Raw genomic sequence first — 23,157 nt, forward strand, 5'->3', positions numbered from 1 at the left:
ATTTTTCTCCTGCCCGTCGCGCGGGGGGCATCGCCGGAGGGGCGTATTTTCAAAGAGAAGATGGGACTGGCCCGGCCCCGGGATACGGCACAGACAAAAGTCGGCAATGACAGGCGGGGCGTGGGGAATAGGCTGGAGACAGGGAGGATTCGAACATGCGCAGGACATTCGCTTTGATGGTGGCGCTGGCCTGTCTCGCGCTGCCCGTGGCGGCGGCGACGACCGAGGCGGGCCAGACCTACGATCTGCTTTTCAGACAGGGCACGCTCGACGATGTGGGGCGCGACAAGGTGCTGCGCTACATCCGCGACGTCACCAACCCCGCCAAGCCCGAGGCGGCGGAGCGCGACACCGGCGAGATCGCGCTCTCCTTCACCGAGGGCGAGGCGGTGCTGGCCAATCTGCAATTCCTTCAGGACGGCAAGCACCGCAATCTCGGCAGCTTTCCCGCCAGCGTCGGCAACCCGATGATCATGGTGTTCTACGAGGCGGTGATCCGCGACATGGCCGAAACCGCCGGCGGTTCGCCCTTCTATATCCGCAACCGCGTCAAGGAGGCGCTGACCCGTCCCGCCGAGACCGAGACCGGCGAGGCGTCGTTTGCCGGCGGCACGATCGAGACCCGCACCGTCACGCTCCGCCCCTTCGCCGAGGATCCCAACCGCGCGCGGATGATGGGGTTCGGCGATCTGGAGCTGCGGGTGACCATGTCCGAGGCGGTGCCCGGCTGGTATCTGAGCCTGGTGGCCACGGCGCCGGGGGTCGGCGAAAGTGATGAGGGCTACCGCTCGGAGCTGCGCTTCGACGCGGTGGCAGAGCCATGATCCGCGCGGCACTCGCGGCGCTCGCGATCACGCTGCCGGGGGCGGCGCTGGCGCAGAGCGTGGCCGAGCGGCTCAACGATTACCCGACGGAGGCGCGGGCGGATTACGTTTTCGGCTGCATGGCGGCAAACGGGCAAAACCGCCAGGTGCTGCGGCAATGCGCGTGTTCCATCGACGAGATCGCCGCAATCCTGCCCTATGACGCCTATGTCGAGGCCGAGACCGTGCTGTCGCTGCGCCTTACCGGCGGCGAGCGCATGGCGGTGTTCAACAGCTCGGTGGCGGCCAATACGCTGGTCGCAGAGCTGCGCCGCGCCCAGGCCGAGGCCGAGGTGGTGTGTTTCTTTTGAAAGGGCGTGGTGGGTTGAAAACCCACCCTACCCGCTGGCTTTGGGCAGATCGGTTTCGAAGAGATTGCCGTCCGTATCCGTCGCCCGGACCCGCAGCGAGGGCGCGCCATTATCCGTATAGGAAAAGCGGAAGGCCGGGTTTTCGCTGATCGAAATGCCGCCCTCCATTGCAAAAAGCCGCTCCTCCCCCTGCCACACCTCCAGATGGTCGATGAAATGCGCCGGGATAAAGAGCTGGGTGATCTGGTCGCGTTGCAGCCCGGAATAGTTCGGATGCCGGATCAGGATCTGCGCCTCGCGGCGGGGCGTCGACATGGCGGGGGCCTCGCCGAAGAGCCGCAGCTTCATCCGTCCGAGCCCGGCCAGCGCCGCCTCCGGATCCTTGGTGGCTGGCGCCGAGCAGCCGCCCGAGGCTTTCACGAAACGCCCGGCCATGCGCAGCCCCTGCGGCGTGCCGGCGATGACCCGAAGGTTGGAATACTGGTTCACCCGCACCCGCATCTCGAAATCGAGCGGCGCCATGGCTTCGGAAAAGGAAAACTCCGCTGCCACCGGCGCGGGGTTCTCGTCGATCACCACCGTGGCGGTCTCGATGCGCTGTGCCGGGTCGGTCTGCACGATATGCACCGGCACCGTCGCCGCGTCCTCGGCGCGATAGGGCGCCTCGACGGTAAAGAGCCCGTTGGCGGGCGCGATAGGGGCCTCGCCCACCACATCCTCGCGCAGGCTGTCCCATGTCGGGCTGTCGGTGAGCGGGTTGGCGGTCTCGGCGGCACAGAGCGGCGCGGCGAGAACCGCCGCCAGCACTGCCGCGTGGATGGTGATACGGTCCATGCTTCTCCTCCTCGCATGGGATATGCGGCGCAGTATGCCAGAAAACCCCGGCGACGGATACCGAGCGCATGGTCGGTATGGATCGCGGCCGCGTGCGGCGCGAGGCTGGGACGGAGAGGACGGAGATGTTCGAAGCGGTGGTGACGCTTTGCGCGGCGCTGGCGGGGGCGCCCTGCCGCGAGGCGCTGGTGCCGGGTTACGAGGCCGACACGCATGCCGCATGTCTGGCGGCGTTGGCCGAACGGCCCGTGCCGGGGGCGGCGTGCCAGAGCGCCGGCGACCCGCTGCCGGTCGAGGAGATCGCGCCGGGGGTCTTTGTGCATCTCGGCGCGATTGCCGAGCCGGATGCGGAGAATGGCGGCGACGTGTCCAATCTGGGCTTCGTGATCGGAAGGGACAGCATCGCGGTGATCGACAGCGGCGGCGCGGCTTGGATGGGCGAGGCGCTGTGGCGGGCGATCCGGGCGCGCAGCGAGTTGCCGGTGAGCTATGTCATCCTCACCCATATGCATCCCGATCATGTCTTTGGCGCCAGCGTCTTTCCCGACGCGCAGGTGGTGGGCCATGCGCAACTGGCGCGCGCGCTGGCAGAGCGGCGCGACAGCTATCTGGAGAGCTTCGCCCGGCTCATCGGCACGCCGCGGTTCCTCGGCACCGAGAGCCCCGAGGTCACCACCGGCATCGACGGCGCCGCCTCGCTCGATCTCGGCGGGCGGATGCTGGAGCTGCGCGCCTGGCCCACCGCCCATACCAGCACCGATCTGACCGTGTTCGACCGTGCCACCGGCACGCTCTTTGCCGGCGATCTGGTCTTCGACCACCATACGCCGGCGCTCGATGGCAGCCTGCGCGGCTGGCAGGTGGTGCTGACGGAGATGCGGGAGATGGAGATCGCGCGCCTGGTGCCCGGCCATGGCGGGCCGGTGCTGGACTGGCCCGAAGGTGCCGCGCCGCTGGAGCGCTATCTTGAGGTGCTGGCGCGGGACACGCGGGCGGCGCTCGATGAGGGCATGCGGCTGGGTGAAGCGGTGACGCGCATCGGTGAGAGCGAGGCGGCGCACTGGCAGCTCTTCGAGGCCTATAACGCGCGCAACGCCACGGTGGCCTTTACCGAGCTGGAATGGGAATAGCCCTGCGGATCGGGGCTTTCGCTTTGCCGCGTCGCACGCCAGAACGGGGCCATGGACAAGGTCGACATCATCATCGCCGGCGCCGGGGTCATCGGGCTGGCCATCGCAAGAGCGCTGGCACGGCGCGGCGCCGAAGTGCTGATCCTGGAGCCGGAGCCCGCCTTCGGCACCGGCACCTCTTCGCGCAATTCCGAAGTGATCCATGCGGGGATCTATTACCCGCCGGGCAGCCTCAAGGCGCGGCTCTGCGTCGAGGGGCGGCAGCGGCTTTACGACTACGCCGCCCGCTACGACATCCCGCACAGACGCTGCGGCAAGCTGATCGTTGCCACCTCGGATGAGCAGGTTTCGGCGCTGCACGACATCCGCGCACGGGCGGAGGCGGCGGGCGTGCACGACCTGCGGTTGCTCGATGCGGGCGCGGCGCAGGAGATGGAACCGCAGCTCGCCTGCAAGGCGGCGCTGCTCTCGCCCTCGACCGGGATCGTCGACAGCCACGCGCTGATGCTCTCGCTGCTGGCTCAGGCGGAGCAGGCTGGGGCGCTCTTGAGCCTCGGCAGCCGGGTGACCGGCGTTGCGGTGACCGGTGAGGGCTTCGAGGTCACCACCGAGGATACGGCGACGGGCGAGACGTTCACGATGGGTGCCCGGCAGGTCGTCAACGCCGCCGGGCTGCATGCCTCTGAGCTTGCCGCGCGCATAGACGGGCTGGCGCCCGAGCATGTGCCGCAGACGCTCTATGCGCGGGGCAATTACTATGGCCTGCCCGGACGACCGGCCTTTTCGCATCTGATCTATCCGGTGCCCGAGCCGGGCGGGCTCGGCGTGCATCTGACGCTGGATCTGGCCGGGGGCATGCGCTTTGGCCCGGATGTGGAATGGATCGAGCGGGTCGATTACAGCGTCAACGGCGCCCGCCGCGCGCATTTCGAGACGGAGATCCGCAGATACTGGCCCGACCTGCCCCGCGAGGCGCTGGCCCCCACCTATTGCGGTATCCGGCCCAAGCTCTCCGGCCCGGGCGAACCGGCGGCCGATTTCCGCATCGACGGGCCGGCGCGCCACGGGGTCGCCGGGCTGGTCAACCTCTTCGGCATCGAAAGCCCGGGGCTCACCGCATCGCTGGCGATTGCCGAAGAGGTCGCGGAGATGCTGCGGCCCGCATAGGCCGCGCCCCTTACTGGATCGAGATATCCACCCGCTGGCTTTCGCCCTTGGAGCCCGGGATCTTGAGGTAATACTGCCCCGGCTTGATCGCCAGGAATTCGATTTCCATCGTGCCGGCCTCGTCGAATTCCACCGACTCCAGGCCAAAGGGGCGGATCTCAAGCCCGTTCACCACCACCTCGTTCACCCAGATCGCCCGAAAGAAGCCCGGCCCCTCCAGCGCCAGCTCGCCAGAACCGTCGGCCTCGATCTCCAGCTCATAGAGCATGCCGGATTTCAGCGTGATCGGCCCCTCGGCCAGCGGCTGGCCGACCGAGAGCAGGATCTCCGGCATCTCGCCCTTGTTCGAGGCCGAAAGCACCCCGGCAAAACCGAATTCATGAGCGGCGGCGGGAAGCGAGAACAGCGCCAGCGCGGCGGCGAGGATCGGGGTTTTCATGAATAGCGTCTCCTTCAGATCAGATGGGGGCTCAGCGTGGCAGGGCTGCCGCGCAATTCGAGAACCCGGCTGGCTAGGCGGTCGGCCTCGGCTCTGGCATGGGTGACAAAGAGCGTCGCCGGGCGCAGCTCCGAGATCAGCTCTTCGGTGAGGGTCAGCATGGCGTCCGCGAGTGCGGGATCGAGCGAGACAAAGGGCTCGTCCATGATCAGCAGCTCTGGGCGCCCGGCAAAGGCCCGCGCCAGCGCCAGCCGGCGCTGCTGGCCGAGCGACAGGCTGCGCGGAAACGCCTCCTCGCGGCCCGAGAGCCCGACGCGGGCCAGCATGGCGCGGGCGCGGCGTTCGGGGATCTCGGGATGCACCAGCGTGATGTTGCTGAGGGCGCTGCGCCACGGCAGCAGCGTCGGCTCCTGAAACACCATCGCCATATTGGCCGGTCGCGCGACACTGCCGTCGAAATCGCGGTCGAGCCCGGCGAGGATGCGCAGCAGGGTGGACTTGCCGACCCCCGACGGCCCGAGCAGCGCCACCGTCTCGCCGCGCGTCACCGAGAAATGCACATCGCGCAGCACCAGCGTGTCGCCAAAGCGCTTGGCGGCAATATCGACGCGCACGGCGCCCGTCTCCGTCTGCACCAGCCGCAACGGAACCGGCGCCTCTCCGCTGCGCAGACCCGGGGTCATTGCACCGCCGCGAAGAGCCCGTCGGGCACCGCGTCCGCCTGTCCCACCAGCTCTGCGCCGCCCAGTTCCCCCATCAGCGCCAGCAGCTTGCCGGCGGCCTCCGCATCGACCGGGCCGCGCGCCGGCACGCCGGCCAGCCAGTCGCTGCGCAGCTGCTCGAACTGCGCAGCGCTCTTCGCGTTCATCATCGGGCGGATCGCTTCCCAGGCGGCGGGATCCTCTGCAAGCATCGCCTTGGCCTCGCGGCTCGCCTCGTAAAAGCCCTGCGCGAGATCGGGATGCGCTTCGAGGAAATCGCCCTTGAAGTAATAGCCCAGCAGCGGCACGTCCGGGTCGAGCCCCAATGCCGCCGCCGCGGTCTCGACCGAGATCAGCTCGCGCATGCCGGCGGCCTTCATCTTGGCGAGGAAGTGCCAGAAATTGATGGCGCCAGCCAGATCGCCCCCGAGCCCGGATTTGAAGATCAGCGGCGGCGCACCAAAGACCTGCTCGGTCTCGGCCTTCAGATCTACCCCGTATTCCTGCTGCGCATAGGCGCGCAGGATCAGCCAGCTCTTGTCCAGCGGCCCGCCCGCGATGCCGATCTTGCCGCCCACCAGATCGGCCAGCGTTTCCGCCTCGGAGCCTTCGGGCACCACCAGCCCGCCCACGGCGCGGGAATAGGGCACGACCACGTAATCCTTGCCCTCGGCGCGCTGCCGGGCGACCCAGATCCAATCGGCCACCGCCATATCGGCCTCGCCGCCCTCCACCGCGATGCGGGTGGCACCGTTATCGGCATAGGGCATCATTTCCAGCTTGAAGCCGTGTTTCTCGTCGAGCCCGTTCTCGGCGATGGTCTCCAGCTCCCAGTTCACCGTGCCGATCTTGAGCGTCGCGGCGCGGATCACCGGCAGATCCTGCGCCAGAGCGGCACCGGCGACGACAACCGCGCAAAGCGCCGTGGCAAAAGTTCGGATGCGCATATTCTCTCCTCCCAGAATTCGCGCCTCGTTCGGGCAGGATGCCCCGCCCGTCTCGGTTTAGTCGGGCGTGATCGCCACGCCCCAGGGCTGCTGGCCCACCTGGATCGACTTGATGGCCTTTTCGGCGGCCACGTCGATCACCGTCACATCGTTGGAATTGCCGTTGGTGGTCACCAGGAACTCTTCCCCCGGTGTAAACGCCATCTGCCAGACGCGCTGTCCGACCATGATATAATCGACAACCTCCAGCGAGGCGCCGTCGATCACCGCCACGCGATTCGCCGGCCCCAGCGCGACAAAGATCCGGCTGCCGTCTTCGGTCACTTTCACGCCCACCGGCTGGAGCCATTCCGGCAGCACGCCGGGCACCTCGAAGCCGATCTTCTGCTTCAGCGTCGGCGTTCCGTCCTCGGCGATATCGATCACCGAAACGGTGCCGCCGATCTCGGCGCTGACAAAGAGCCGCCGCCCGTCGCTGGTATATTCCGCGTAGCGCGGGCGCTGATCGACGAGGATATTGTGCTTGATCTCGTAATCCCCGGTCGAGATGAAATGCGCCATATTGGTGGTCTCTGACGTGTTCACCACCCAGTTGGTATCGGGCGAGATCGCCATGCCCTCGGGCTCCACCCCCACCGGCACCTCGGCAAGGATGCTGTGGCTTTCGGTATCGGTCACCGTTACCAGATTGTCGTCCTCGTTCGCGGTATAAAGCGGGTTGCCCTCCGGATGGATCACAAAGAGCTCGGGATCGGGGCCGGAGGGCAGCGTGTAGAGCTCTTCATAGGTCTCGGTGTTGAAGACCCGCACCGTGTCGTCGTCGGAGGCGCAGACATAGAGCAGCGCGCCGTCGGGCGAGAGGGTGATGCCGCGCGGCCGGTTGCCGCCCTCGAATTCCTCGATCACCTCCCAGCTTTCGGTGTCGATCACGGTGATCGTGTTGCCGCGTTCGTTCGAGACAAAGGCCTTGCCGGCCAGGGCGCCGGTGGCGGCGAGGCAGAGCGCGGTGGAAAGCAACAGTCGTGTCATGTCGGTCCTCTACTCAAAAGCGGTACAGTTGGACTCGGGCCGGTCGAGCCCCATCGTGTCGAGCGGCGAGACCTGGTGCAGAAAGCCCTCCTGCGGGCTGACGCTGACGGTGATCCGCCCGTCATAGAGCAGCAGCGGCTGGCGCAGCTGGCCGTTCCAGTCGCGGAAGGTGACCTTCTGGCCCTTGAAGGCGGCGAGCTCGAACGCGTCCGACAGGATATAGTCCTCCACCGTCTCGGGCTCTGCCGAAGAGGTGCGGGTCACCGCCTCGCCCAGCACACGCAGCGCCAGCCAGGCGTTGTAGTCCTCCTCCATCACACGCCGCTGCGTGAGCTTTTCGAACCGCGTCTGGAACTGCGTCGCGCCCCAGGCCTCGTGCGCGCCGTGCATGGTGACGGGCCGCAGCCCGGCGCTGCCCATGACCGGGCGCGGGGTCCAGAGGTGATAGGGCAGATAGGCGGCGAAATAATCGGTGGCGTCGGCTGCGATCACTACGTCATGCGCCTCGGCGCCCTGCATGAAGGTGGGGAGCTGGCGCTGCACCATGACGTGGCCGCTATCGGTGCGCCGGGCACCGCCGGTATCCTCGAATTCGCGCTCCTCGACGATGGTGGCGCCGAACTTGCGCGCCGCCTGCCGGTAGGCCTCGGCCAGCGCCCGGTCCTCGGGGTTGGAGCCCGAGACCAGCAGCCAGCGCTTCCACTGCTTCCAGATGGCGAACTGCGCCACCGCATCGGCCCGCATCGCGTAGGAGGGCGCGACATGCAGCAGGTTGGCGCGGCAGGCGTCGCTGCGCAGCGCGGCCTCGGGGGCGCGGGTGTTGAAGACCAGCGCGCCGCCCTCTGCCGCCTGATCGCTGAGCGCCTCAAGCTCGGCGGATTTCGCATCCACCACCACATAGCGGATGCCGTCGGCGAGCAGCGCCGCCATCGCCTGCTCCGCCTCTTCGGGCGTGGTGCTGCGCGTCACGGTCTCATAGCTGTGACCAAGGAAGCGGCCCGTGGTGGCATTGTCCTCCTCGGCCAGCGCGGCGCCGGCAAAGGCCAGATCCTCGGGTCGCAGATCGTAGCGCGAGATCGGCAGAAGCTCCGGGTAGTCGACCCGCAACACCGCCGCACGCACCTCCAGCGCCTGCGCGGCAGGAGCATAAAGCCCCGCGAAAACGGTGAGAAACGCCGCCGCCAGCAGCGGCATGAGCCTTGTCAGCAATGTCTCCTCCCTTAGCCCGTCTGTTTTTGTCGGGCTTTCTCCACTCTGCACCCCGCCCGGGTGGTCGCGGAACCGATACTTTTGGTTCGGTTGCCGGGATCAGGGTAGCGGCGGCACCATGAGAGGCGACTCTTAATTTCTAAGAAGGGAGACATGCTGACCCGTATCGTCATCCTGAGCCTCATGCTCTGCGGCGCGGCGCATGCGCAGGAAAAGGTTGCCTTTTTCGGCATCGCCTATCTGGACAGCTCGTTGCAGACCGCCGAGCTGGGGCAGGATCCGGCAGAGGCCGCTCGGCTCACCATGCTGGAGGAGCTGGTGCGCGAGCGCTTCGCCCGGGGCGGCTATGAGCTGGTGGATCTGGCGCCGGTGGCCGAGGCGCGTTCGCGCATCGTGAACCCTGCGAAATGTTATGGCTGCGATGCCCGTATGGCGGCCAAGCTCGGCGCCGATTACGCGCTCGTGGGCGAGGTTCAGAAGGTCTCGAACCTGATCCTGAGCATGAACCTGCAACTGCGCAGCGCGGAGAGCGGCGAGACGGTCAAAGGCCGCGTCGTCGATATCCGGGGCAACACGGATGAAAGCTGGCTGCGCGGCATGCGCTACATCCTCAAAACCGCGTTCTTCAAGGAGGAGGAAGAATGAACAGACGACATTTGCTGATGTCGGGGGCGGCGCTCTCGCTGCTGCCCAGCATGGCCCTGGCCCACGGGCCGACCCGGCAGAAGATCACGCTGACCACCGAGCTGGCCGCCGATCCTGCCGAGGTCTGGGCCGCCATCGGCGATTTCCAGGACATGAGCTGGCACCCGGCGGTGGTGTCGCAGGAGGGCGAGGGCGGCAACGAGATCGACGCCACCCGCGTGCTCTATCTCAGCGATGCCGGCCCCGACGGGCCGCGGATCGACGAGATCCTCTACAAATACAGCGACGAGAAGATGTCGTACTCCTACCGCATCACCGAGGTCGCGGTGGAGGTGCTGCCGGTCACCAATTACTCCTCACACCTCACCGTGATGCCGCGCGACGGCGGCGGCTCGGTGGTGGAGTGGCGCGGTGCCTTCTATCGCGGCTATCCCAACAACGACCCGCCGCCCGGGCTGAACGACGAGGCGGCGATTGCGGCGGTCTCGGCGGTCTATCAGGCCGGGCTCGACGCGCTGGTCGAGCGGTTCGGTGCGCCGGGCGCCTGATCTGGCGCTGTGGCTGGCGCTCACCCTCGCCGCCGGCCCGGTGGCGGGGGATATCGCCTTTGTGACCTGCCAGAACGGAGACGCGGTCAGCGTCCTCGACTTGTCCACCGGTGAGGAACACGCGCGCTGGAGCGTATCCGGCAAGCCGGCGGGTGTGGCGGTGGGCACGGGCGGCACGGTCTATACCGTGTCGCCCGACAGCAAGTCCGTGCGCCATTTTTCCGCCGCTGGCGAGTTGCTGGCGGAGGTGACGCTGGACGGTGGCCCGATCGGTGTCGCCCATGATGCGCAGCGGGGCCGGCTCTTTGTGTCAGACTGGTACAATGCGAGGCTCTGGGTGCTCGACGACGAGACCCTGACGCTGCTCCGCACCCTGCCGGCGGGCGCTGCCCCGGCAGGTCTGGCGCTGTCGCGTGACGGCGCCGTTCTCGCCGCCGCCGAGCGCGATGCCGACCGGGTTGCGCTCTACGACGCCGAGACGCTGACACTGCGCCACAGCGTGCCGGTGGGCACGCGGCCCTTCGGCCTCGGCTTTGCCCCGGACGGGCGGCTGTTCGTCGGCAATGTCGGCAGCAACGATGTGACGGTGATCGACCCCGGCGCCGGCGTGGCTCTCGCGACGCTGCCGGTGGGCGAGCGGCCCTATGGCGTGGCCTTCGCGGCGGGGCGGGCCTTTGTCACCAACCAGTATGAGAACACCGTCAGCGTGATCGCGCTCGACGATCTGCGCCCCGTGGCGACGCTGGAGGTGGGCGACTACCCCGAGGGCATCGCCGCCACCTCGGACGGGCGCATCGCCGTGGCCAACTGGTTCGACAACACGCTGAGCGTGATCGACGCCGTCACGCTCGACACCGTGGCACTGCTCGACACCGCCGACGGGCCGCGCGCCTTCGGCGCCTTCATCCTGAAAGGAGAGATGCCGTGAAACCTCTTGCGCTGGTGCTGTGCCTCACCGCCCTGCCCGCCTGGGCCGGCGAGGCCTGGGATTCGGTCCGTTATCAACTCTATGGCGAGCGGGTGCTGCTCGATGGCGCCGGGGTGATCGCGCTCGACGCGCCTTATCGCACCGACAATGATGCGCGTACCCGCATCGCCGCGCAGATCGCGGCGCCGACCGGCGGGCGCATCGGCAAGGTCACGGTGGTGCTCGACGAGAACCCGATGCCGGTCTCGGCGGTTTTCGTCCTCAACCAGCCGCAGCCGCGCTTCTTCTTCGACACGACGCTGCGGATCAACGGCCCGACGCCGGTGCATGTGGTGGCCGAGATGACCGACGGGCGGCTCTTCGTGACCGAAGCCTTTGTGAAAACCTCCGGTCAGGGCGCCTGCGCCGCGCCGCCGGGCACCGACCCGGAGGCGGCGCTGGCCACGCTGGGCGATATGGTGCTGTCGGTCGGCGACACGCTGCCCGGCGGCGCAGCGGCGCGCCTTGCGGGGCTCGCGGAAAGGCTGCGGCGGCTCGATGTGGATATCTCGCACCCGTCGCATTCCGGCATGCAGATGGACCAGATCACCCTGCTCTTCATCCCGATGCGCTATGTGGAGCGCGTCGAGATCGACACCGATGCCGGCGGTTATGTCGAGATGACCGGCAGCATCTCCCTGTCGGAGAACCCGCAGGTGAGCCTCTCGGTCCCCGGCGCGACGCGCTCGGTGGATGTGACGATGACCGACACCAAAGGCACTGTAACCGCCGCGCATAAGGATCTGGCAGGATTCTGAGTGGTGAGGCGCGGTGGGCAAATTGCCCACCCTACACAACATACGGACCGCCGGGAGCGGCCCCCGCCCTTTCATCTTTCCGCAAAATACTCCCGCCGGAGGCGTCCGGCCCGCGACATCAGGCAGAGACCGGGCCGGTACGCGCCGCCTCAGTCACCCTGCGGCGGCACCCACGGCGTGGCCCGCTCGGTCGGATAGTCCTGAAACACCCAGCCATCGGTGCCGTCCGGAAACCAGTAGACCGTCTCATACCCATAGCCGAGCGCTCGTTTCGCGGCGTTCCAGCTCATCCAGCACTCCGCCAGGCAGAAAAACAGCAACGGGTGTGCCTTGTCGCCGCCGCTGGCCGCCACCAACCCGCCGCGAAAATAGGTCTCCGTCACATCGGCCAGCGCGCCATAGCCGACATTGGGCAGCCAGAGCGCGCCGGGGATGCTGTCGCGCGGCTTGTCGCGCCAGATCGTGCCCTCGGGCAGGTTGGCGGGTTTCGGTGCCTGCGGCAGAACGTCGACGAATGCCACTTCACCCGTCTGCCAGAGCCTGTGCGCCGCCTCCGCATCGACCACAATGGCGCCCGCCAGCGTGTCGGGCACCGGCCCCCGGTAATGCTCCATCCGGTAGCCCCCAGGTTCCGGTTCCCCGGCAAGCGCAAGCGCCGGCAGCAGCAGCACCGCCAGCGCCCGGATCACTGGGTGACCTCCATCACCCCGTCGCCCATATCGGTGATCAGCGGCACGCCCGCCTCGGCGAGCAGCGCGTCGATCTCGTCCTGATTGCGGCGGATCAGCGAGTTCAGCTTGCGCTGCCAGACCTTCTCGCCCTGCCGCACCCCCATGGTGATGCGGTAGAAGAGCTTGGGAAACGCCGCCTCCTTCAGCAGCGGGGTCGCCTTGAGCCCGGGATGATCGCGCTTGACCAGCGGCCCCGCGATGGGCCCCCAGAGCACGGCGGCGGCGATCTCGCCGGCCTCGAGATCGTCGAGCATATCCACGGCAGGGCTTTCATGGCGCCGGTCGACCACCAGCCGATAGGGCCGCGCCTTTCCGATGAGCCCGTTCTTGGCCATATGCGTGGCCGGGGGCGAGCCCGCGACGATGCCGATGGAGAGCCCCTGAAGCCGCGGATCCGAAAGCTCTGTCACATCGGCGAGCGGACCGTCCGACGGCACCACCAGCACATAGGCCGAGGTCATGTAATGGTTGGAGTTCAGCACCAGCTCATGGCCCTGGGCATAGCCCATTACCACATCGCATTTCCCGGCCTTGAGCGTGTTGCGGATGAAGCCGGTGGCCATCGGATACCAGGTGTAGCGCACCGGCAGATCCAGCTTGGAGGCGATCAGCTCGGCGAGCTTGTTCTCATAGCCAGATCCGTCCTCCATCGACATCGGATCGTTGGCCGGATCGGCGCAGACGCGGAAGGCGCTGTGCGAGACCAGATCGGAGGTCTGCGCGAGCGCCGGCACGGCCCCGAGCGCCAGCAGAGCCGCCAGCGCCAGGGTGCGCAGATCACGAGCCCATGCAGGCATCTTCCATCTCGGCAAAGACCTCGCTCTTGGCTTCTTTCTTGGGCGGGCGGCCACGCGGAATCGCGCCGGAGCCATGCGCCTTGAGATAGGTATAGATGTCATCGAGATAGCACATAACGTTGGGGTTGGTGCCGAAGGCGGGCATCACCGAGTTCTCGGCGGCGCCGACCTTTTGCCGGCCATTGGTCACCACATCGAGGAAATCGTAGTAATCCATGTCGATGGCGGAATTCTTCAGCGCCGGGGCATAGGTCGAACCTTCGCCGTCGGGGCCGTGGCAGACATGGCACTCGGCGTGATAGCGGCGGAACCCCGAGAAGGTCGGCCAGTCCACCGTTCCGTCCTCGGCCACGTTGAAGGTGGGCACACCGTCCTCGGTAAAATAGCGCCCGTCTTCCTCGTAATCCACCGCGATATTCGGATCGTCCATCGAGACTTTGTCCGCCGCGGACAGCGCGGTGGCCGAAAGCATGCCGGCGGCTGCGAGAAGGGTAAGGTGTCGGATCATGGTCAGCTCGTCCTAGGGGCGTTTTGATGGGTGAGGGCCGGCGGGGTCACAGGATCCCGCCGGCCGGCGATGGCTGTGGATCAGTCGGGAAGTGCGAAGACCGTCAGCTGGCCACCGAGCGCGGTGTAGTCGGAGAGCGCGGAATAACCGCCCACGGCCCCGAGACCGTCATTCGGGTTGGTGAGGCCAGCCGCGAGGCCGATCCCGGCCCAGCCGCCGACGCCCGAGAGGATGCCGACATATTGCTTGCCGTCATGCTCGTAGGTCATCACGTTGCCGATGATGCCCGAGGGGGTCTTGAAGCGGTAAAGCTCGTCGCCCGTCTCGGAATCCACCGCCTTCAGGTAGCCTTCGAGCGTGCCGTAGAAGACGATATCGCCCGCTGTGGCAAGCGCGCCGGACCAGACCGAGAACTGCTCGGGGATCGACCACTTGATCTCGCCCGCGATATTGTCCCAGGCGATGAAGTTGCCCATGCCGCCATGGCTGTCCGGCGCCGGATACATCGCCAGCGTCGCGCCCACATAGGGCTGACCGGCGGTGTAGCTCACCCGGAAGGGCTCGTAATCCATGCAGACATGGTTCGTCGGCACGTAGAACAGCCCGGTCTTGGGCGAGTAGGAGGCCGGCTGCTGGTCTTTCGAGCCGAGCGCCGCCGGGCAGATGCCGGTCGAGTTCACGTCCTCGCCGTTCTGCTCGGTCGAGTATTCGGCCACCACCGCCGGACGGCCATAGGTTTCCGACTCCGGGTCCATATCGACGCCGCTGGTCCAGTTCACCGCCGGGTCGTATTTCTCGGCCACCATCAGCTCGCCGGAGAGGCGGTCCATGGTGTAGGCGATGCCGTTGCGGTCGAAATGGGTGAGAAGCTTGCGCATCTCGCCATCGACCTCCTGGTCGGTGAGGATGACCTCGTTGACGCCGTCATAATCCCATTCGTCATGGGGCGTCATCTGATAGACCCATTTGGCCATGCCATCGTCGGGATCGCGCGCCATCAGGGTCATCGACCAGCGGTTGTCGCCCGGCCGCTGGCTCGGGTTCCAGGTCGAGGGGTTGCCGGTGCCGTAATAGATCAGATCGGCCTCGGGATCGTAGGAATACCAGCCCCAGGTGGTGCCGCCGCCGATCATCCACTGATCGCCTTCCCACGTGTTGGTGCCCGAATTCTCGCCCACCGGCTCGCCGAGATGGGTGGTGTTCTCGGGATCCATCAGGATGTCGCTGTCCGGCCCCATGGAATAGGCGCGCCATTCCTGCTCGCCGGTCTCCATGTTGTAGGCGGTGACATGGCCGCGCACACCGAACTCGCCGCCGGAGATGCCGACGATCACCTTGTCCTTCACCGGCAGCACGGTGGCAGTGTTGGTCTCGCCCTTGGATGCGTCACCGTTCTGCACCTCCCAGAGCACCTCGCCGGTGTTGGCGTCGAGCGCCACCACCTTGGTGTCGGCCTGATGCAGGAAGATCTTGCCATCGGCATAGGCGACGCCGCGGTTCACCGTGTCGCAGCACATCACCGGAATGACGTTCGGATCCTGCTTGGGCTCGTAGCGCCACTTGATGCGACCGTTGTCGTTGAGATCGAGCGCATAGACGATGTTGGGGAATGGGGTGTGCACGAACATCGTGTCGCCCACGACCAGCGGCGAGCCCTCATGCCCGCGCAGAACGCCGGTCGAGAAGGTCCACGCGACCTGAAGATCGCCCACATTGTCCTTGTTGATCGTATCCAGCTCGGAATAGCGCTGGTTGGCGTAATCGCCCGTCTGGATCGCCCATTGCGAAGGGTTGTCCATCTGGGTCATGAGATCGTCGTTCGCCATCGCCATGGAAGCGGCACACAGGGCCACCCCCGACGTCAGAAGCGTCAGCCTTTTCATTTCCTTCTCCCTTGGGTTTCGGCGGTTTCCGCCGGCGGCCCGCGTCAGGCGGCCGCGTTTGTCCTGTGGAGCCGGCGCCTCTTCTCCTCCCGCCGGATCCCGGATGTGCTGGTGTCGGTTAAGAGCCTCCCTCCATGCTGAACGTTGCAAGATATGCGATCACGTCGGCGCGCTCTTCCTCCTTGCGCAGGCCGGCAAAGGACATCTTGGTGCCCTTGGCGAAATCCCGCGGTTTCTCCAGGAATGCGGCCAGTTCTTCCGGCGTCCAGGTGCCGTCCTTGGCAGAAAGCTCTTTGAGCGCGTCGGAATAGTCGAAATCGGGCTGGGCGGCGATCTCGCGCCCCACGACCCCGTTCAGAACCGGGCCGGTCTTGGCCTTCGCCCCCTCGCCCACCGCGTGGCAGGCCTTGCACTTGCGAAAGACCCTTTCGCCGTTCTCGGGGTCGCCAGTCAGGTCGCCATGGCTGTCGGCCAGGGCCATCCCGGCCGACAGAAGCGTCATGCACGCGGTTGCGAGCAGTTTTTCGAGCATAAGGTCCTCCTCCCTAAGGTCAGCTCTGAAGTCAGGTCAGCCTTTCCGCATGCCAGGCGACATGGTCGCGCGCGAAACTGTTCACGAAGAAATACGAATGGTCGTACCCCTCCTGCATCCGGAACGTCGCCGGCTGGCGCCGCTTGGCGATGGCTGCGGCCAGCGCCTCGGGCTTCAGCAGGTCGAGAAACTGGTCGCTCGCCCCCTGATCCACGAGAATGTCGCCCTTCCAGCCGTGCTCCTCCAGCAGCAGCGTGGAATCGTGGGCGGCCCAGCAGCCCTCATCGTCGCCGAGATAGGCCGAGAGCTGCTTGCGCCCCCAGTCCGACCGGGTCGGATGCGCAATCGGCGCGAAGGCCGACAGGCTGTCATACATCTCCGGGTTGCGCATCGCGAGGGTCAGCGCGCCGTGGCCACCCATGGAATGGCCGGTGATGCCGTGACGGTCCTGCACGTTCAGTTCCGAGACGATCAGATCCCGCAATTCCTTGGTGATGTAGTCGTACATCTGGAAATGCGGCTTCCACGGGTCGCGGGTGGCGTTCACATAGAACCCCGCCCCCTGCCCCAGATCGTAGGCCTCGTCATTGGCCACGCCCTCGCCGCGCGGCGAGGTGTCGGGAAACACCACCGCGAGGCCGTGCTTCGCCGCGTGTTCCTGAAACCCGCCCTTGGTCATGGCGTTTTCATGCGTGCAGGTCAGCCCCGAGAGATACCACAAGAGCGGCACCGGGCCGTTCGCGGCCTGCGGCGGCATGTAGACCGCAAAGGTCATGTCGCAGCCGCAGACGCTCGAAGCGTGCTTGTAGACGGATTGGACCCCGCCGAAGCTCCGGTTTTCCGAGACGGTTTCCATGGCTCAGTATTCCACCACCGCGCGGATCGATTTTCCCTCATGCATCAGGTCGAACCCGTGATTGATCTCTTCAAGCTTGAGCTTGTGGGTGATCATCGAGTCGATCTCGATCTTGCCGTCCATGTACCACTCGACGAATTTCGGCACGTCGGTACGGCCCTTGGCGCCACCGAAGGCAGTGCCCTTCCAGACCCGGCCGGTGACAAGCTGGAACGGACGGGTGGAGATCTCGGCCCCGGCAGGTGCCACGCCGATGATCACCGACACACCCCAGCCGCGATGCGAGCATTCCAGCGCGTCGCGCATCACCTTGACGTTGCCGGTGGCGTCGAAGCTGTAATCCACCCCACCGATCTGGTCGGCGCCGCGCTTCGTCAGGTTGACGATCTCCTGCACGGTGTTCTCGACCTTCGAGGGGTTCACGAAATGGGTCATGCCGAACTTCTTGGCCATCTCGGCCTTGTCGTCGTTCAGGTCGACGCCAATGATCATGTCGGCACCCGCCATGCGCAGGCCCTGGATCACGTTGAGGCCGATGCCGCCCAGACCGAAGACAGCGGCGGTCGAGCCGATCTCGACGCCGGCGGTGTTGATCACCGCGCCGATGCCGGTGGTGACGCCACAGCCGATATAGCAGATCTTGTCGAAGGGCGCGTCATCGCGGACTTTCGCCAGCGCGATCTCGGGCATCACCGTGTGATTGGCGAAGGTCGAGCAGCCCATGTAGTGATAGATCGGCGTGCCATCCAGCATCGAGAACCGCGTGGTGCCATCGGGCATCAGGCCTTGACCTTGGGTATTGCGGATCGCGGTGCAGAGGTTGGTCTTGCCCGACAGGCAGGACGGGCATTCGCGGCATTCCGGGGTATAGAGCGGAATCACATGGTCGCCCGGCTTCAGTGTGGTGACGCCCTCGCCCACTTCCAGCACGACACCGGCGCCCTCATGGCCCAGGATCGACGGGAAAAGCCCCTCAGGGTCGGCGCCCGAACGGGTGAATTCGTCGGTATGGCAAAGCCCGGTGGCCTTGACTTCGATCAGAACCTCGCCCGCCTTCGGGCCTTCGAGGTTCACTTCCATGATTTCCAGAGGTTTGCCGGCCTCGAGGGCCACGGCTGCACGGGTTCTCATGCAGATTCCTTCCTGAGTAGTCCGTTTACGACTTCGACGCTCTGCGGCGGTTGCCCAGAGTATGGGTGCGCGGTCGCATACCGAACAATACAGCCAATGGTGGGTATTCCCCGGTATGGACTTGGCGCGCACCCTGTCCCACAGTTCGCGAAGGGAGGAAAGCACGATGTGGGACGTCAAAACCGTGGCTTTCGGGGCGTTGCTTATCGCCTGTGCAACACCGCTCACGGCCGCCGATTTTTCGGACCCGAGATGGCCCTGCATCCAGCGCAAGGTGGAGCGTCTGTCGGTCGGCCTGATGTGGCCCGAACCGCTGGCCAAGCTGAAGCTGACGCCGGAAACCGATGCCGCCGTGGACGAGCTGGCCGAGACCCTGGCGCTGCGCAGGGTGGATCTCGAATCGGCGCGCGCGGCGGTGGCCGGTTTCGCCGAGGCGCATGGCGGCGGCACGCCGCTGATGGGCGAGGTGTTCTCGCGGGTCTTCGACAGGCTGTCCTCGCGGCGCACCCGGATCATCTCGGGGATCGGAGACTTCTCGCTGAGCCAGATCGCGCTGTCGGAAAAGATCGACGCGGCGCGCGCCGAGATGGACACGCAGATGGCGCAGGACGCGCCGGATTACGACAAGGTGGACGCGCTGGAGGAGCAGCTCGACTGGGATCAGCGCATCTTTACCGACCGGCAGAAGACGATCACCTATCTTTGCGAAACCCCGACCCTGCTGGAAAAGCGGCTCTACGAGATCTCGCAGATGCTGCATGCGGCGGGGCGCAAGGATGGCGGCTGAGCGCCGCGCCTTGCGGTAAGCCTGTCAGGAAAACGGATCGAGGATGCGCGCGCCGGTGGGGGCGAAATCCGAGACATTGCCGGTAACGACGGTCGCGTCGCGCGCCAAAGCCTGCGCGGCGATCATCAGATCGGCGCCGGAATGGCCGAGCCGGGCGGAGAGGTCGCCCCAGATCACCGCGTCCGAGGCGGTGAAGTCGAGCAGCCGGTCGGCAAAGACCGTGACCGTGCGCTCGATCCAGGCGCGCAGGTCGCGTGCGAAATCCGGGTTCTTGGGCTCTTGCAGCCGGATGCCGCGCTCGATCTCGCCCAGCGTGATGACGCTCAGAAACAGATCGGTCTCGGCCTGCGCCGCGAGCCACGCCGCCACCTTGGGCGCACGCTCCGCCCGCCGTGCCGCCGAGATCACATTGGTGTCGAGGATCAGCGTCAAAAGGCCACGTCCCTCGGCGCCGCCTCGGCGCGCGGGATGTCGTCGCCGGGAAAGGCCAGGAGATGCTCGGCAAAGCTGCCGCGATTGGCGCGCGCCGCCTCGGTCAGCCTGTGGTACTCCTCGGCAGAGACCACCACGACGGCGGGCTTGCCGCGCCGCGATACCTCCTGCGGGCGCCCGGCCAGCGCCGCCTCGACCACCGCGCTGAAGCGGTTCTTGGCGTCCTGCAAGGTCAGCATGGCAATCTCCTGTCTAGCTATCTGGCTAGATAGGTTCTCGCACCCTCTCTGTCAAGCACGCCGCCCCGCCCGGTTCAGAAATCGAGCCCGAGATCCAGCGTCTTCGCGGAATGGGTCAGCGCGCCGGCGGAGATGTAATCCACCCCGGTCGCGGCGACCTCGGCGATGCGCTCCAGTCGCATATTGCCCGAGGCCTCCAGACAGAGCCGCCCGGCGGTCAGCCGCACCGCCTCGCCGATCTCGCCCGTATCCATATTGTCGAGCAGCACCGCCTCGGCGCCGCCCTCGTCCAGCACCTCTTCGAGCTGGGCCAGCGTGTCGACCTCGATCTCGACCCGGATCATGTGCGAGGCCCGCGCCTTGATCGCCTGCAAGACCGGGCGCACCCCACCCGCCGCTGCGATGTGGTTGTCCTTCACCAGGATCGCGTCGGAGAGCGAAAAGCGATGGTTGAACCCGCCGCCATGCAGCACCGCCTGTTTCTCGACGATGCGCAGGCCGGGAGTCGTCTTGCGGGTACAGGTGATGCGCGCCTGCGTGCCCCCGGTCTCGGCGACAAAGGCGGCGGTCATCGTGGCGATGCCCGAGAGCCGCCCGGCAAAGTTCAGCGCCACGCGCTCGGCGGAGAGGATGGAGGCGGCATCGCCTTCGATCTCCATCAGCACGTCGCCGGGCGCGATGGGCGCGCCGTCGGGTGTCAGCACGCGCAGCTCCAGCGCCGGATCGACCATGTGAAAGGCGATGCGCGCGATCTGCATGCCCGAGACGATCCCCGCCTCACGCGCCCGGATGCGCGCGCTGTAGCGGGTGCGGTCGGGGATGACGGTTCGGGTGGTGAGATCGCCATAGGTGCCCAGATCCTCCATCAGCGCGGCGCGGACCAGCGGGTCGAGGATCATGTCGGGCAGCGGAGGGAGGGACATCAGGCGGGTTCCTTCTGAAAACGGGCGCGAAGGGCGAGCGCCTCATCGAGCGTCATGCGGCTGCGCGTGCCGGTCTCGCCGGCGCTCTGCGGCCGGTCCGAGCGGAAATGCGCGCCCCGGCTTTCCTCGCGCAGCCAGGCGGCGGCGGCGATCAGCGTGGCGGTGGCGGTCATGTTGCGCAGCACCGCACAGCCGGGCTGCGCCGCCTCGACGGCAGCGATCTCGCGCAGGCAGTTTTGCAGGCCGCCGGCATCGCGGATCACTCCGGCGCCTGCGGTCATCGTCAGACGCAGACGGGCCACAAGACCTGGGTCGGGCAGCTCGGCGGCGCCGGTCTCGGGCAGGCTCACCAGCGGTGCGCCGGGCCTGTCGCCCAGCGTCTCGGCAATATCGGCGGCGCAGCGGCGGGCATAGACCAGCGCCTCCAGAAGCCCGTTCGAGGCCAGACGGTTGGCGCCATGCAGCCCGGTCGAGGCGACCTCGCCGCAGGCCCAGAGCCCGGCGATCGAGCTGCGCCCGGCGGCATCGGTCGCCACGCCGCCCATGTGGTAATGCGCGGCGGCAGCGACCGGGATCGGCTCGGCCACCGGATCGAGACCGGCGGCCATGCAGGCCTCGGTCACAGAAGGGAATTCCTCCCGAATTCGGGATCCCAGCGCCGCGCGTGTGTCGAGCACCGGGCGCAGCCCGGCCTGGCTCTGGGCATAGACGGCGCGCGCCACCACGTCGCGCGGCGCGAGTTCCAGATCCGGGTGCTGCCCGGTCATGAAGCGCGCGCCTCGTTTGTTGAGCAGCACCGCCCCCTCGCCGCGCAGCGCCTCGGTGGCGAGCGGCGCCGGGTCGAGCCCGATATCCATGGCGGTCGGGTGGAACTGCACGAATTCCATATCCGCCATCACCGCGCCGGCGCGCGCCGCGAGCCCCGCACCCTGCCCCCGGATCCGCGCGGGATTGGTGGTGAGCGCATAGAGCCCGCCGGAGCCGCCCGCCGCCAGCAGGCAGACGGCGGTTTCCAGCAGCACCGGCGCGCCACCCGAGGCGGGCGCGATCTCGACCCCGCTCAGGCGCCCCGCGTCGCAGCGCAGCCCGGTGGCGACATGCCCGTCCAGCACCTGCACCGAGGGCGTCGCCTGCACCTGCGCCACCAGCGCGCGCATGATCTCGGCCCCCGCACGGTCGCCGCGCACGCGCACGACGCGGGCAAAACCATGCGCCGCCTCGCGCGAGAGCAGATAGCCGCCGCTGGCATCGCGGTCGAAGGGCGCGCCCAGATCGGTGAGGGTCAGGATATGGTCGCGCGCCTCCTGCGTGACGGCGCGCGCGACCTGCGGATCGACGATGCCGGCGCCGGCGCGCAGCGTGTCTGCGGCATGCGCTTCGGGGCTGTCGGGCACGTCCATCGCTGCCGCGACACCGCCCTGCGCCCAGGCCGAGCTCGCGCCCTCGCCCAGCGGATCGGGCGAGACCAGCAGCACCGGACGCGGCGCCAGCGCCAACGCCGCATAGAGCGCCGCGAGACCGGCGCCCAGAATGACCACCCGACCGGTAGAAACCTGTTGCATGATCTCAGGCGCTCAGACGCCGCGACATGTCGATCATCCGCTGCACCGCCTGACGCGCGCCCTCGGCGACCTGCACGTCGACCTCGACCGCGCCCTCCATGCTGTGCAGCGACCAGAGCACCTTCTCCAGCGTGATCTTCTTCATGTAGGGGCACATGTTGCAGGGGCCGACAAACTCGATCCCCGGCAGCGCGTCGGAGATGTTCGACGCCATCGAGCACTCCGTCACCAGCAGCGCCTTTTCCGGCTGCTCGCGCGTCACATAGTCGATGATGCCGCTGGTCGAACCGGAGAAATCCGCCTCCGCCACCACATCGGGCGGGCATTCCGGGTGCGCGATGATGCGGGTGTCGGGCTGCCAGTCGCGGAAATCCTTCAGCTCCTGCGCGGTGAAACGCTCATGCACGATGCAGGAGCCGTCATACCAGACGATGTTTTTCTGCGGCACCTGCCTGGCGACGTTCTGCGCAAGGTACTTGTCCGGCGTCATGATCACCGTCTCGGCGTCGAGCCCGGCGACGATCTGCGCCGCGTTGGACGAGGTGCAGCAGATATCCGACGCCGCCTTCACCTCGGCGGAGGTGTTCACATAGGTGACCACCGGCGCGCCCGGATAGCGGCGGCGCATCTCGGCGATACCGTCGGGCGTGATGCTTTCGGCCAGCGAACAGCCGGCCTCCATGTCGGGGATCAGCACGGTTTTCGACGGGTTCAGGATCTTGGAGGTCTCGGCCATGAAATGCACGCCGCATTGCACGATCACATCCGCCTCGACCTTGGTCGCCTCGATGGCGAGCTGAAGGCTGTCGCCCACCACGTCGGCGATGCCGTGATAGATGTCGGGCGTCATGTAATTATGCGCCAGGATCACCGCATTGCGCTCTGCCTTCAGGCGGTTGATCGCCTCGACATAGGGCGCATGGATCGCCCAGTCGGCAGGCGAGAGCACGCGGCTCATACGGGCATAGATATCGCTCTGGCGCTCCGCCGCTTCCGGCGACGGGGCGAGATCGTAATACGCGCCGAGCGTCTCGGCGATGGCGGTCTGATCGAGCATTTCGGGGCTCCTCTCTCCCGGGCTTCGGCCTAATCGTTTGTGTGTAAACAAAAAACTGCGTCAGGCCGGACCACGCGTCTTAGACCGGCGGCGACGCAAGGGCAACCGCCTTTGCATTTGCCGGGAAAAACCGGTGCCGGATGCATGTTCCGGGAACAGATGCTGTGACCA

27 protein-coding genes are annotated in these 23,157 nt (G+C 66.9%); 9 read left to right on the forward strand and 18 right to left on the reverse strand.

Going from position 1 to position 23,157, the window contains the following annotated elements; genetic code table 11:
* The first annotated feature begins 155 nt into the window (after window positions 1–155).
* Both I6N89_RS12980 and I6N89_RS12985 read left to right on the forward strand, forming a co-directional pair.
* Window positions 156–824, forward strand: coding sequence for a hypothetical protein (locus I6N89_RS12980; protein WP_207018869.1), 669 nt, complete (start codon window positions 156–158; stop codon window positions 822–824).
* The gene (locus tag I6N89_RS12985) at window positions 821–1,174 is read left to right on the forward strand and encodes a hypothetical protein (RefSeq protein ID WP_207018870.1); all 354 of its coding nucleotides are present in this window, start codon (window positions 821–823) and stop codon (window positions 1,172–1,174) included. Before I6N89_RS12980 ends, I6N89_RS12985 begins: the two co-directional genes overlap by 4 nt.
* A gap of 27 nt (window positions 1,175–1,201) precedes the next feature.
* On the opposite strand, the gene I6N89_RS12990 is transcribed toward I6N89_RS12985, so the two are convergent.
* Entirely contained in the window at window positions 1,202–2,008 is an 807-nt protein-coding gene (locus I6N89_RS12990) for a quinoprotein dehydrogenase-associated SoxYZ-like carrier (RefSeq protein WP_207018871.1), read from the reverse strand.
* A 125-nt stretch (window positions 2,009–2,133) separates the two neighbouring features.
* On the opposite strand from I6N89_RS12990, the gene I6N89_RS12995 reads away from it, so the two are divergent.
* Window positions 2,134–3,138: a quinoprotein relay system zinc metallohydrolase 2 gene (locus I6N89_RS12995; protein WP_207018872.1), complete on the forward strand. Its 1,005-nt coding sequence runs from the start codon at window positions 2,134–2,136 to the stop codon at window positions 3,136–3,138.
* A gap of 51 nt (window positions 3,139–3,189) precedes the next feature.
* Window positions 3,190–4,305 carry an NAD(P)/FAD-dependent oxidoreductase gene (locus tag I6N89_RS13000; protein ID WP_207018873.1) on the forward strand — a complete coding sequence of 372 codons (1,116 nt, stop codon included), beginning with the start codon at window positions 3,190–3,192 and terminating at the stop codon, window positions 4,303–4,305.
* Between the two features lie 10 nt (window positions 4,306–4,315).
* Here the strand turns inward: I6N89_RS13000 and I6N89_RS13005 are convergent, their stop codons facing one another.
* The 5 genes from I6N89_RS13005 to I6N89_RS13025 are packed head-to-tail and all read right to left on the reverse strand — an operon-like array spanning window position 4,316 to window position 8,615.
* On the reverse strand, window positions 4,316–4,744 hold the full coding sequence (locus tag I6N89_RS13005) for a hypothetical protein (RefSeq protein ID WP_207018874.1): 429 nt from the start codon (window positions 4,742–4,744) through the stop codon (window positions 4,316–4,318).
* 14 nt (window positions 4,745–4,758) lie between these two features.
* Window positions 4,759–5,427 carry an ABC transporter ATP-binding protein gene (locus tag I6N89_RS13010; RefSeq protein WP_207018875.1) on the reverse strand — a complete coding sequence of 223 codons (669 nt, stop codon included), beginning with the start codon at window positions 5,425–5,427 and terminating at the stop codon, window positions 4,759–4,761.
* On the reverse strand, window positions 5,424–6,392 hold the full coding sequence (locus tag I6N89_RS13015) for an ABC transporter substrate-binding protein (RefSeq protein WP_207018876.1): 969 nt from the start codon (window positions 6,390–6,392) through the stop codon (window positions 5,424–5,426). The genes I6N89_RS13010 and I6N89_RS13015 overlap by 4 nt, the downstream gene beginning before the upstream one ends.
* A 57-nt stretch (window positions 6,393–6,449) precedes the next feature.
* Complete coding sequence (locus I6N89_RS13020) at window positions 6,450–7,421, reverse strand: YVTN family beta-propeller repeat protein (protein WP_207018877.1); 972 nt, start codon at window positions 7,419–7,421, stop codon at window positions 6,450–6,452.
* Window positions 7,422–7,430: 9 nt separating this feature from the next.
* A complete protein-coding gene (locus I6N89_RS13025; RefSeq protein ID WP_207018957.1) occupies window positions 7,431–8,615 on the reverse strand; it encodes an ABC transporter substrate-binding protein in 1,185 nt (394 codons plus the stop codon).
* Between the two features lie 168 nt (window positions 8,616–8,783).
* Between I6N89_RS13025 and I6N89_RS13030 the strand changes: the two genes are divergently transcribed.
* Genes I6N89_RS13030 through I6N89_RS13045 form a run of 4 tightly spaced genes read left to right on the forward strand, consistent with a single transcriptional unit; the run spans window position 8,784 to window position 11,548 of the window.
* The gene (locus I6N89_RS13030) at window positions 8,784–9,275 is read left to right on the forward strand and encodes a DUF3280 domain-containing protein (RefSeq protein WP_207018878.1); all 492 of its coding nucleotides are present in this window, start codon (window positions 8,784–8,786) and stop codon (window positions 9,273–9,275) included.
* Window positions 9,272–9,823, forward strand: a complete 552-nt coding sequence (locus tag I6N89_RS13035; RefSeq protein WP_207018879.1) for an SRPBCC family protein — start codon at window positions 9,272–9,274, stop codon at window positions 9,821–9,823. Before I6N89_RS13030 ends, I6N89_RS13035 begins: the two co-directional genes overlap by 4 nt.
* On the forward strand, window positions 9,807–10,751 hold the full coding sequence (locus tag I6N89_RS13040) for a YncE family protein (protein ID WP_207018880.1): 945 nt from the start codon (window positions 9,807–9,809) through the stop codon (window positions 10,749–10,751). The genes I6N89_RS13035 and I6N89_RS13040 overlap by 17 nt, the downstream gene beginning before the upstream one ends.
* Entirely contained in the window at window positions 10,748–11,548 is an 801-nt protein-coding gene (locus tag I6N89_RS13045) for a quinoprotein dehydrogenase-associated SoxYZ-like carrier (protein WP_207018881.1), read from the forward strand. The genes I6N89_RS13040 and I6N89_RS13045 overlap by 4 nt, the downstream gene beginning before the upstream one ends.
* Before the next feature lie 149 nt (window positions 11,549–11,697).
* On the opposite strand, the gene I6N89_RS13050 is transcribed toward I6N89_RS13045, so the two are convergent.
* From I6N89_RS13050 to I6N89_RS13080, 7 genes are all read right to left on the reverse strand, one after another.
* Window positions 11,698–12,237, reverse strand: a complete 540-nt coding sequence (locus I6N89_RS13050; RefSeq protein ID WP_207018882.1) for a PQQ-dependent catabolism-associated CXXCW motif protein — start codon at window positions 12,235–12,237, stop codon at window positions 11,698–11,700.
* On the reverse strand, window positions 12,234–13,076 hold the full coding sequence (locus I6N89_RS13055) for a substrate-binding domain-containing protein (RefSeq protein ID WP_207018883.1): 843 nt from the start codon (window positions 13,074–13,076) through the stop codon (window positions 12,234–12,236). Before I6N89_RS13055 ends, I6N89_RS13050 begins: the two co-directional genes overlap by 4 nt.
* Entirely contained in the window at window positions 13,057–13,584 is a 528-nt protein-coding gene (locus I6N89_RS13060; protein ID WP_207018884.1) for a c-type cytochrome, methanol metabolism-related, read from the reverse strand. Before I6N89_RS13060 ends, I6N89_RS13055 begins: the two co-directional genes overlap by 20 nt.
* 80 nt (window positions 13,585–13,664) lie before the next feature.
* The gene (locus tag I6N89_RS13065) at window positions 13,665–15,467 is read right to left on the reverse strand and encodes a methanol/ethanol family PQQ-dependent dehydrogenase (protein WP_207018885.1); all 1,803 of its coding nucleotides are present in this window, start codon (window positions 15,465–15,467) and stop codon (window positions 13,665–13,667) included.
* Window positions 15,468–15,585: 118 nt separating this feature from the next.
* On the reverse strand, window positions 15,586–15,999 hold the full coding sequence (locus tag I6N89_RS13070) for a c-type cytochrome (RefSeq protein ID WP_207018886.1): 414 nt from the start codon (window positions 15,997–15,999) through the stop codon (window positions 15,586–15,588).
* A gap of 31 nt (window positions 16,000–16,030) precedes the next feature.
* The gene (fghA, locus tag I6N89_RS13075; RefSeq protein WP_207018887.1) at window positions 16,031–16,855 is read right to left on the reverse strand and encodes an S-formylglutathione hydrolase; all 825 of its coding nucleotides are present in this window, start codon (window positions 16,853–16,855) and stop codon (window positions 16,031–16,033) included.
* 3 nt (window positions 16,856–16,858) lie between these two features.
* Window positions 16,859–17,986 carry an S-(hydroxymethyl)glutathione dehydrogenase/class III alcohol dehydrogenase gene (locus I6N89_RS13080; protein ID WP_207018888.1) on the reverse strand — a complete coding sequence of 376 codons (1,128 nt, stop codon included), beginning with the start codon at window positions 17,984–17,986 and terminating at the stop codon, window positions 16,859–16,861.
* 166 nt (window positions 17,987–18,152) lie between these two features.
* Between I6N89_RS13080 and I6N89_RS13085 the strand changes: the two genes are divergently transcribed.
* Window positions 18,153–18,773 carry a hypothetical protein gene (locus tag I6N89_RS13085; protein ID WP_207018889.1) on the forward strand — a complete coding sequence of 207 codons (621 nt, stop codon included), beginning with the start codon at window positions 18,153–18,155 and terminating at the stop codon, window positions 18,771–18,773.
* 24 nt (window positions 18,774–18,797) lie between these two features.
* Here the strand turns inward: I6N89_RS13085 and I6N89_RS13090 are convergent, their stop codons facing one another.
* The 5 genes from I6N89_RS13090 to nadA form a co-directional block, all read right to left on the reverse strand.
* Entirely contained in the window at window positions 18,798–19,205 is a 408-nt protein-coding gene (locus I6N89_RS13090) for a type II toxin-antitoxin system VapC family toxin (protein ID WP_207018890.1), read from the reverse strand.
* Window positions 19,202–19,444 (reverse strand): type II toxin-antitoxin system Phd/YefM family antitoxin, encoded by a 243-nt coding sequence (locus tag I6N89_RS13095; protein WP_207018891.1) that lies wholly within the window; start codon window positions 19,442–19,444, stop codon window positions 19,202–19,204. The genes I6N89_RS13090 and I6N89_RS13095 overlap by 4 nt, the downstream gene beginning before the upstream one ends.
* A gap of 74 nt (window positions 19,445–19,518) precedes the next feature.
* Window positions 19,519–20,367, reverse strand: coding sequence for a carboxylating nicotinate-nucleotide diphosphorylase (gene nadC / locus I6N89_RS13100; RefSeq protein WP_207018892.1), 849 nt, complete (start codon window positions 20,365–20,367; stop codon window positions 19,519–19,521).
* Complete coding sequence (locus tag I6N89_RS13105; protein ID WP_207018893.1) at window positions 20,367–21,929, reverse strand: L-aspartate oxidase; 1,563 nt, start codon at window positions 21,927–21,929, stop codon at window positions 20,367–20,369. The genes nadC and I6N89_RS13105 overlap by 1 nt, the downstream gene beginning before the upstream one ends.
* Before the next feature lie 4 nt (window positions 21,930–21,933).
* On the reverse strand, window positions 21,934–22,986 hold the full coding sequence (nadA, locus tag I6N89_RS13110; protein WP_207018894.1) for a quinolinate synthase NadA: 1,053 nt from the start codon (window positions 22,984–22,986) through the stop codon (window positions 21,934–21,936).
* Between the last annotated feature and the right edge of the window lie 171 nt (window positions 22,987–23,157).

This window comes from Salipiger abyssi, from assembly GCF_017311415.1.
GTDB classification, from domain to species: Bacteria; Pseudomonadota; Alphaproteobacteria; order Rhodobacterales; family Rhodobacteraceae; genus Salipiger; species Salipiger abyssi_A.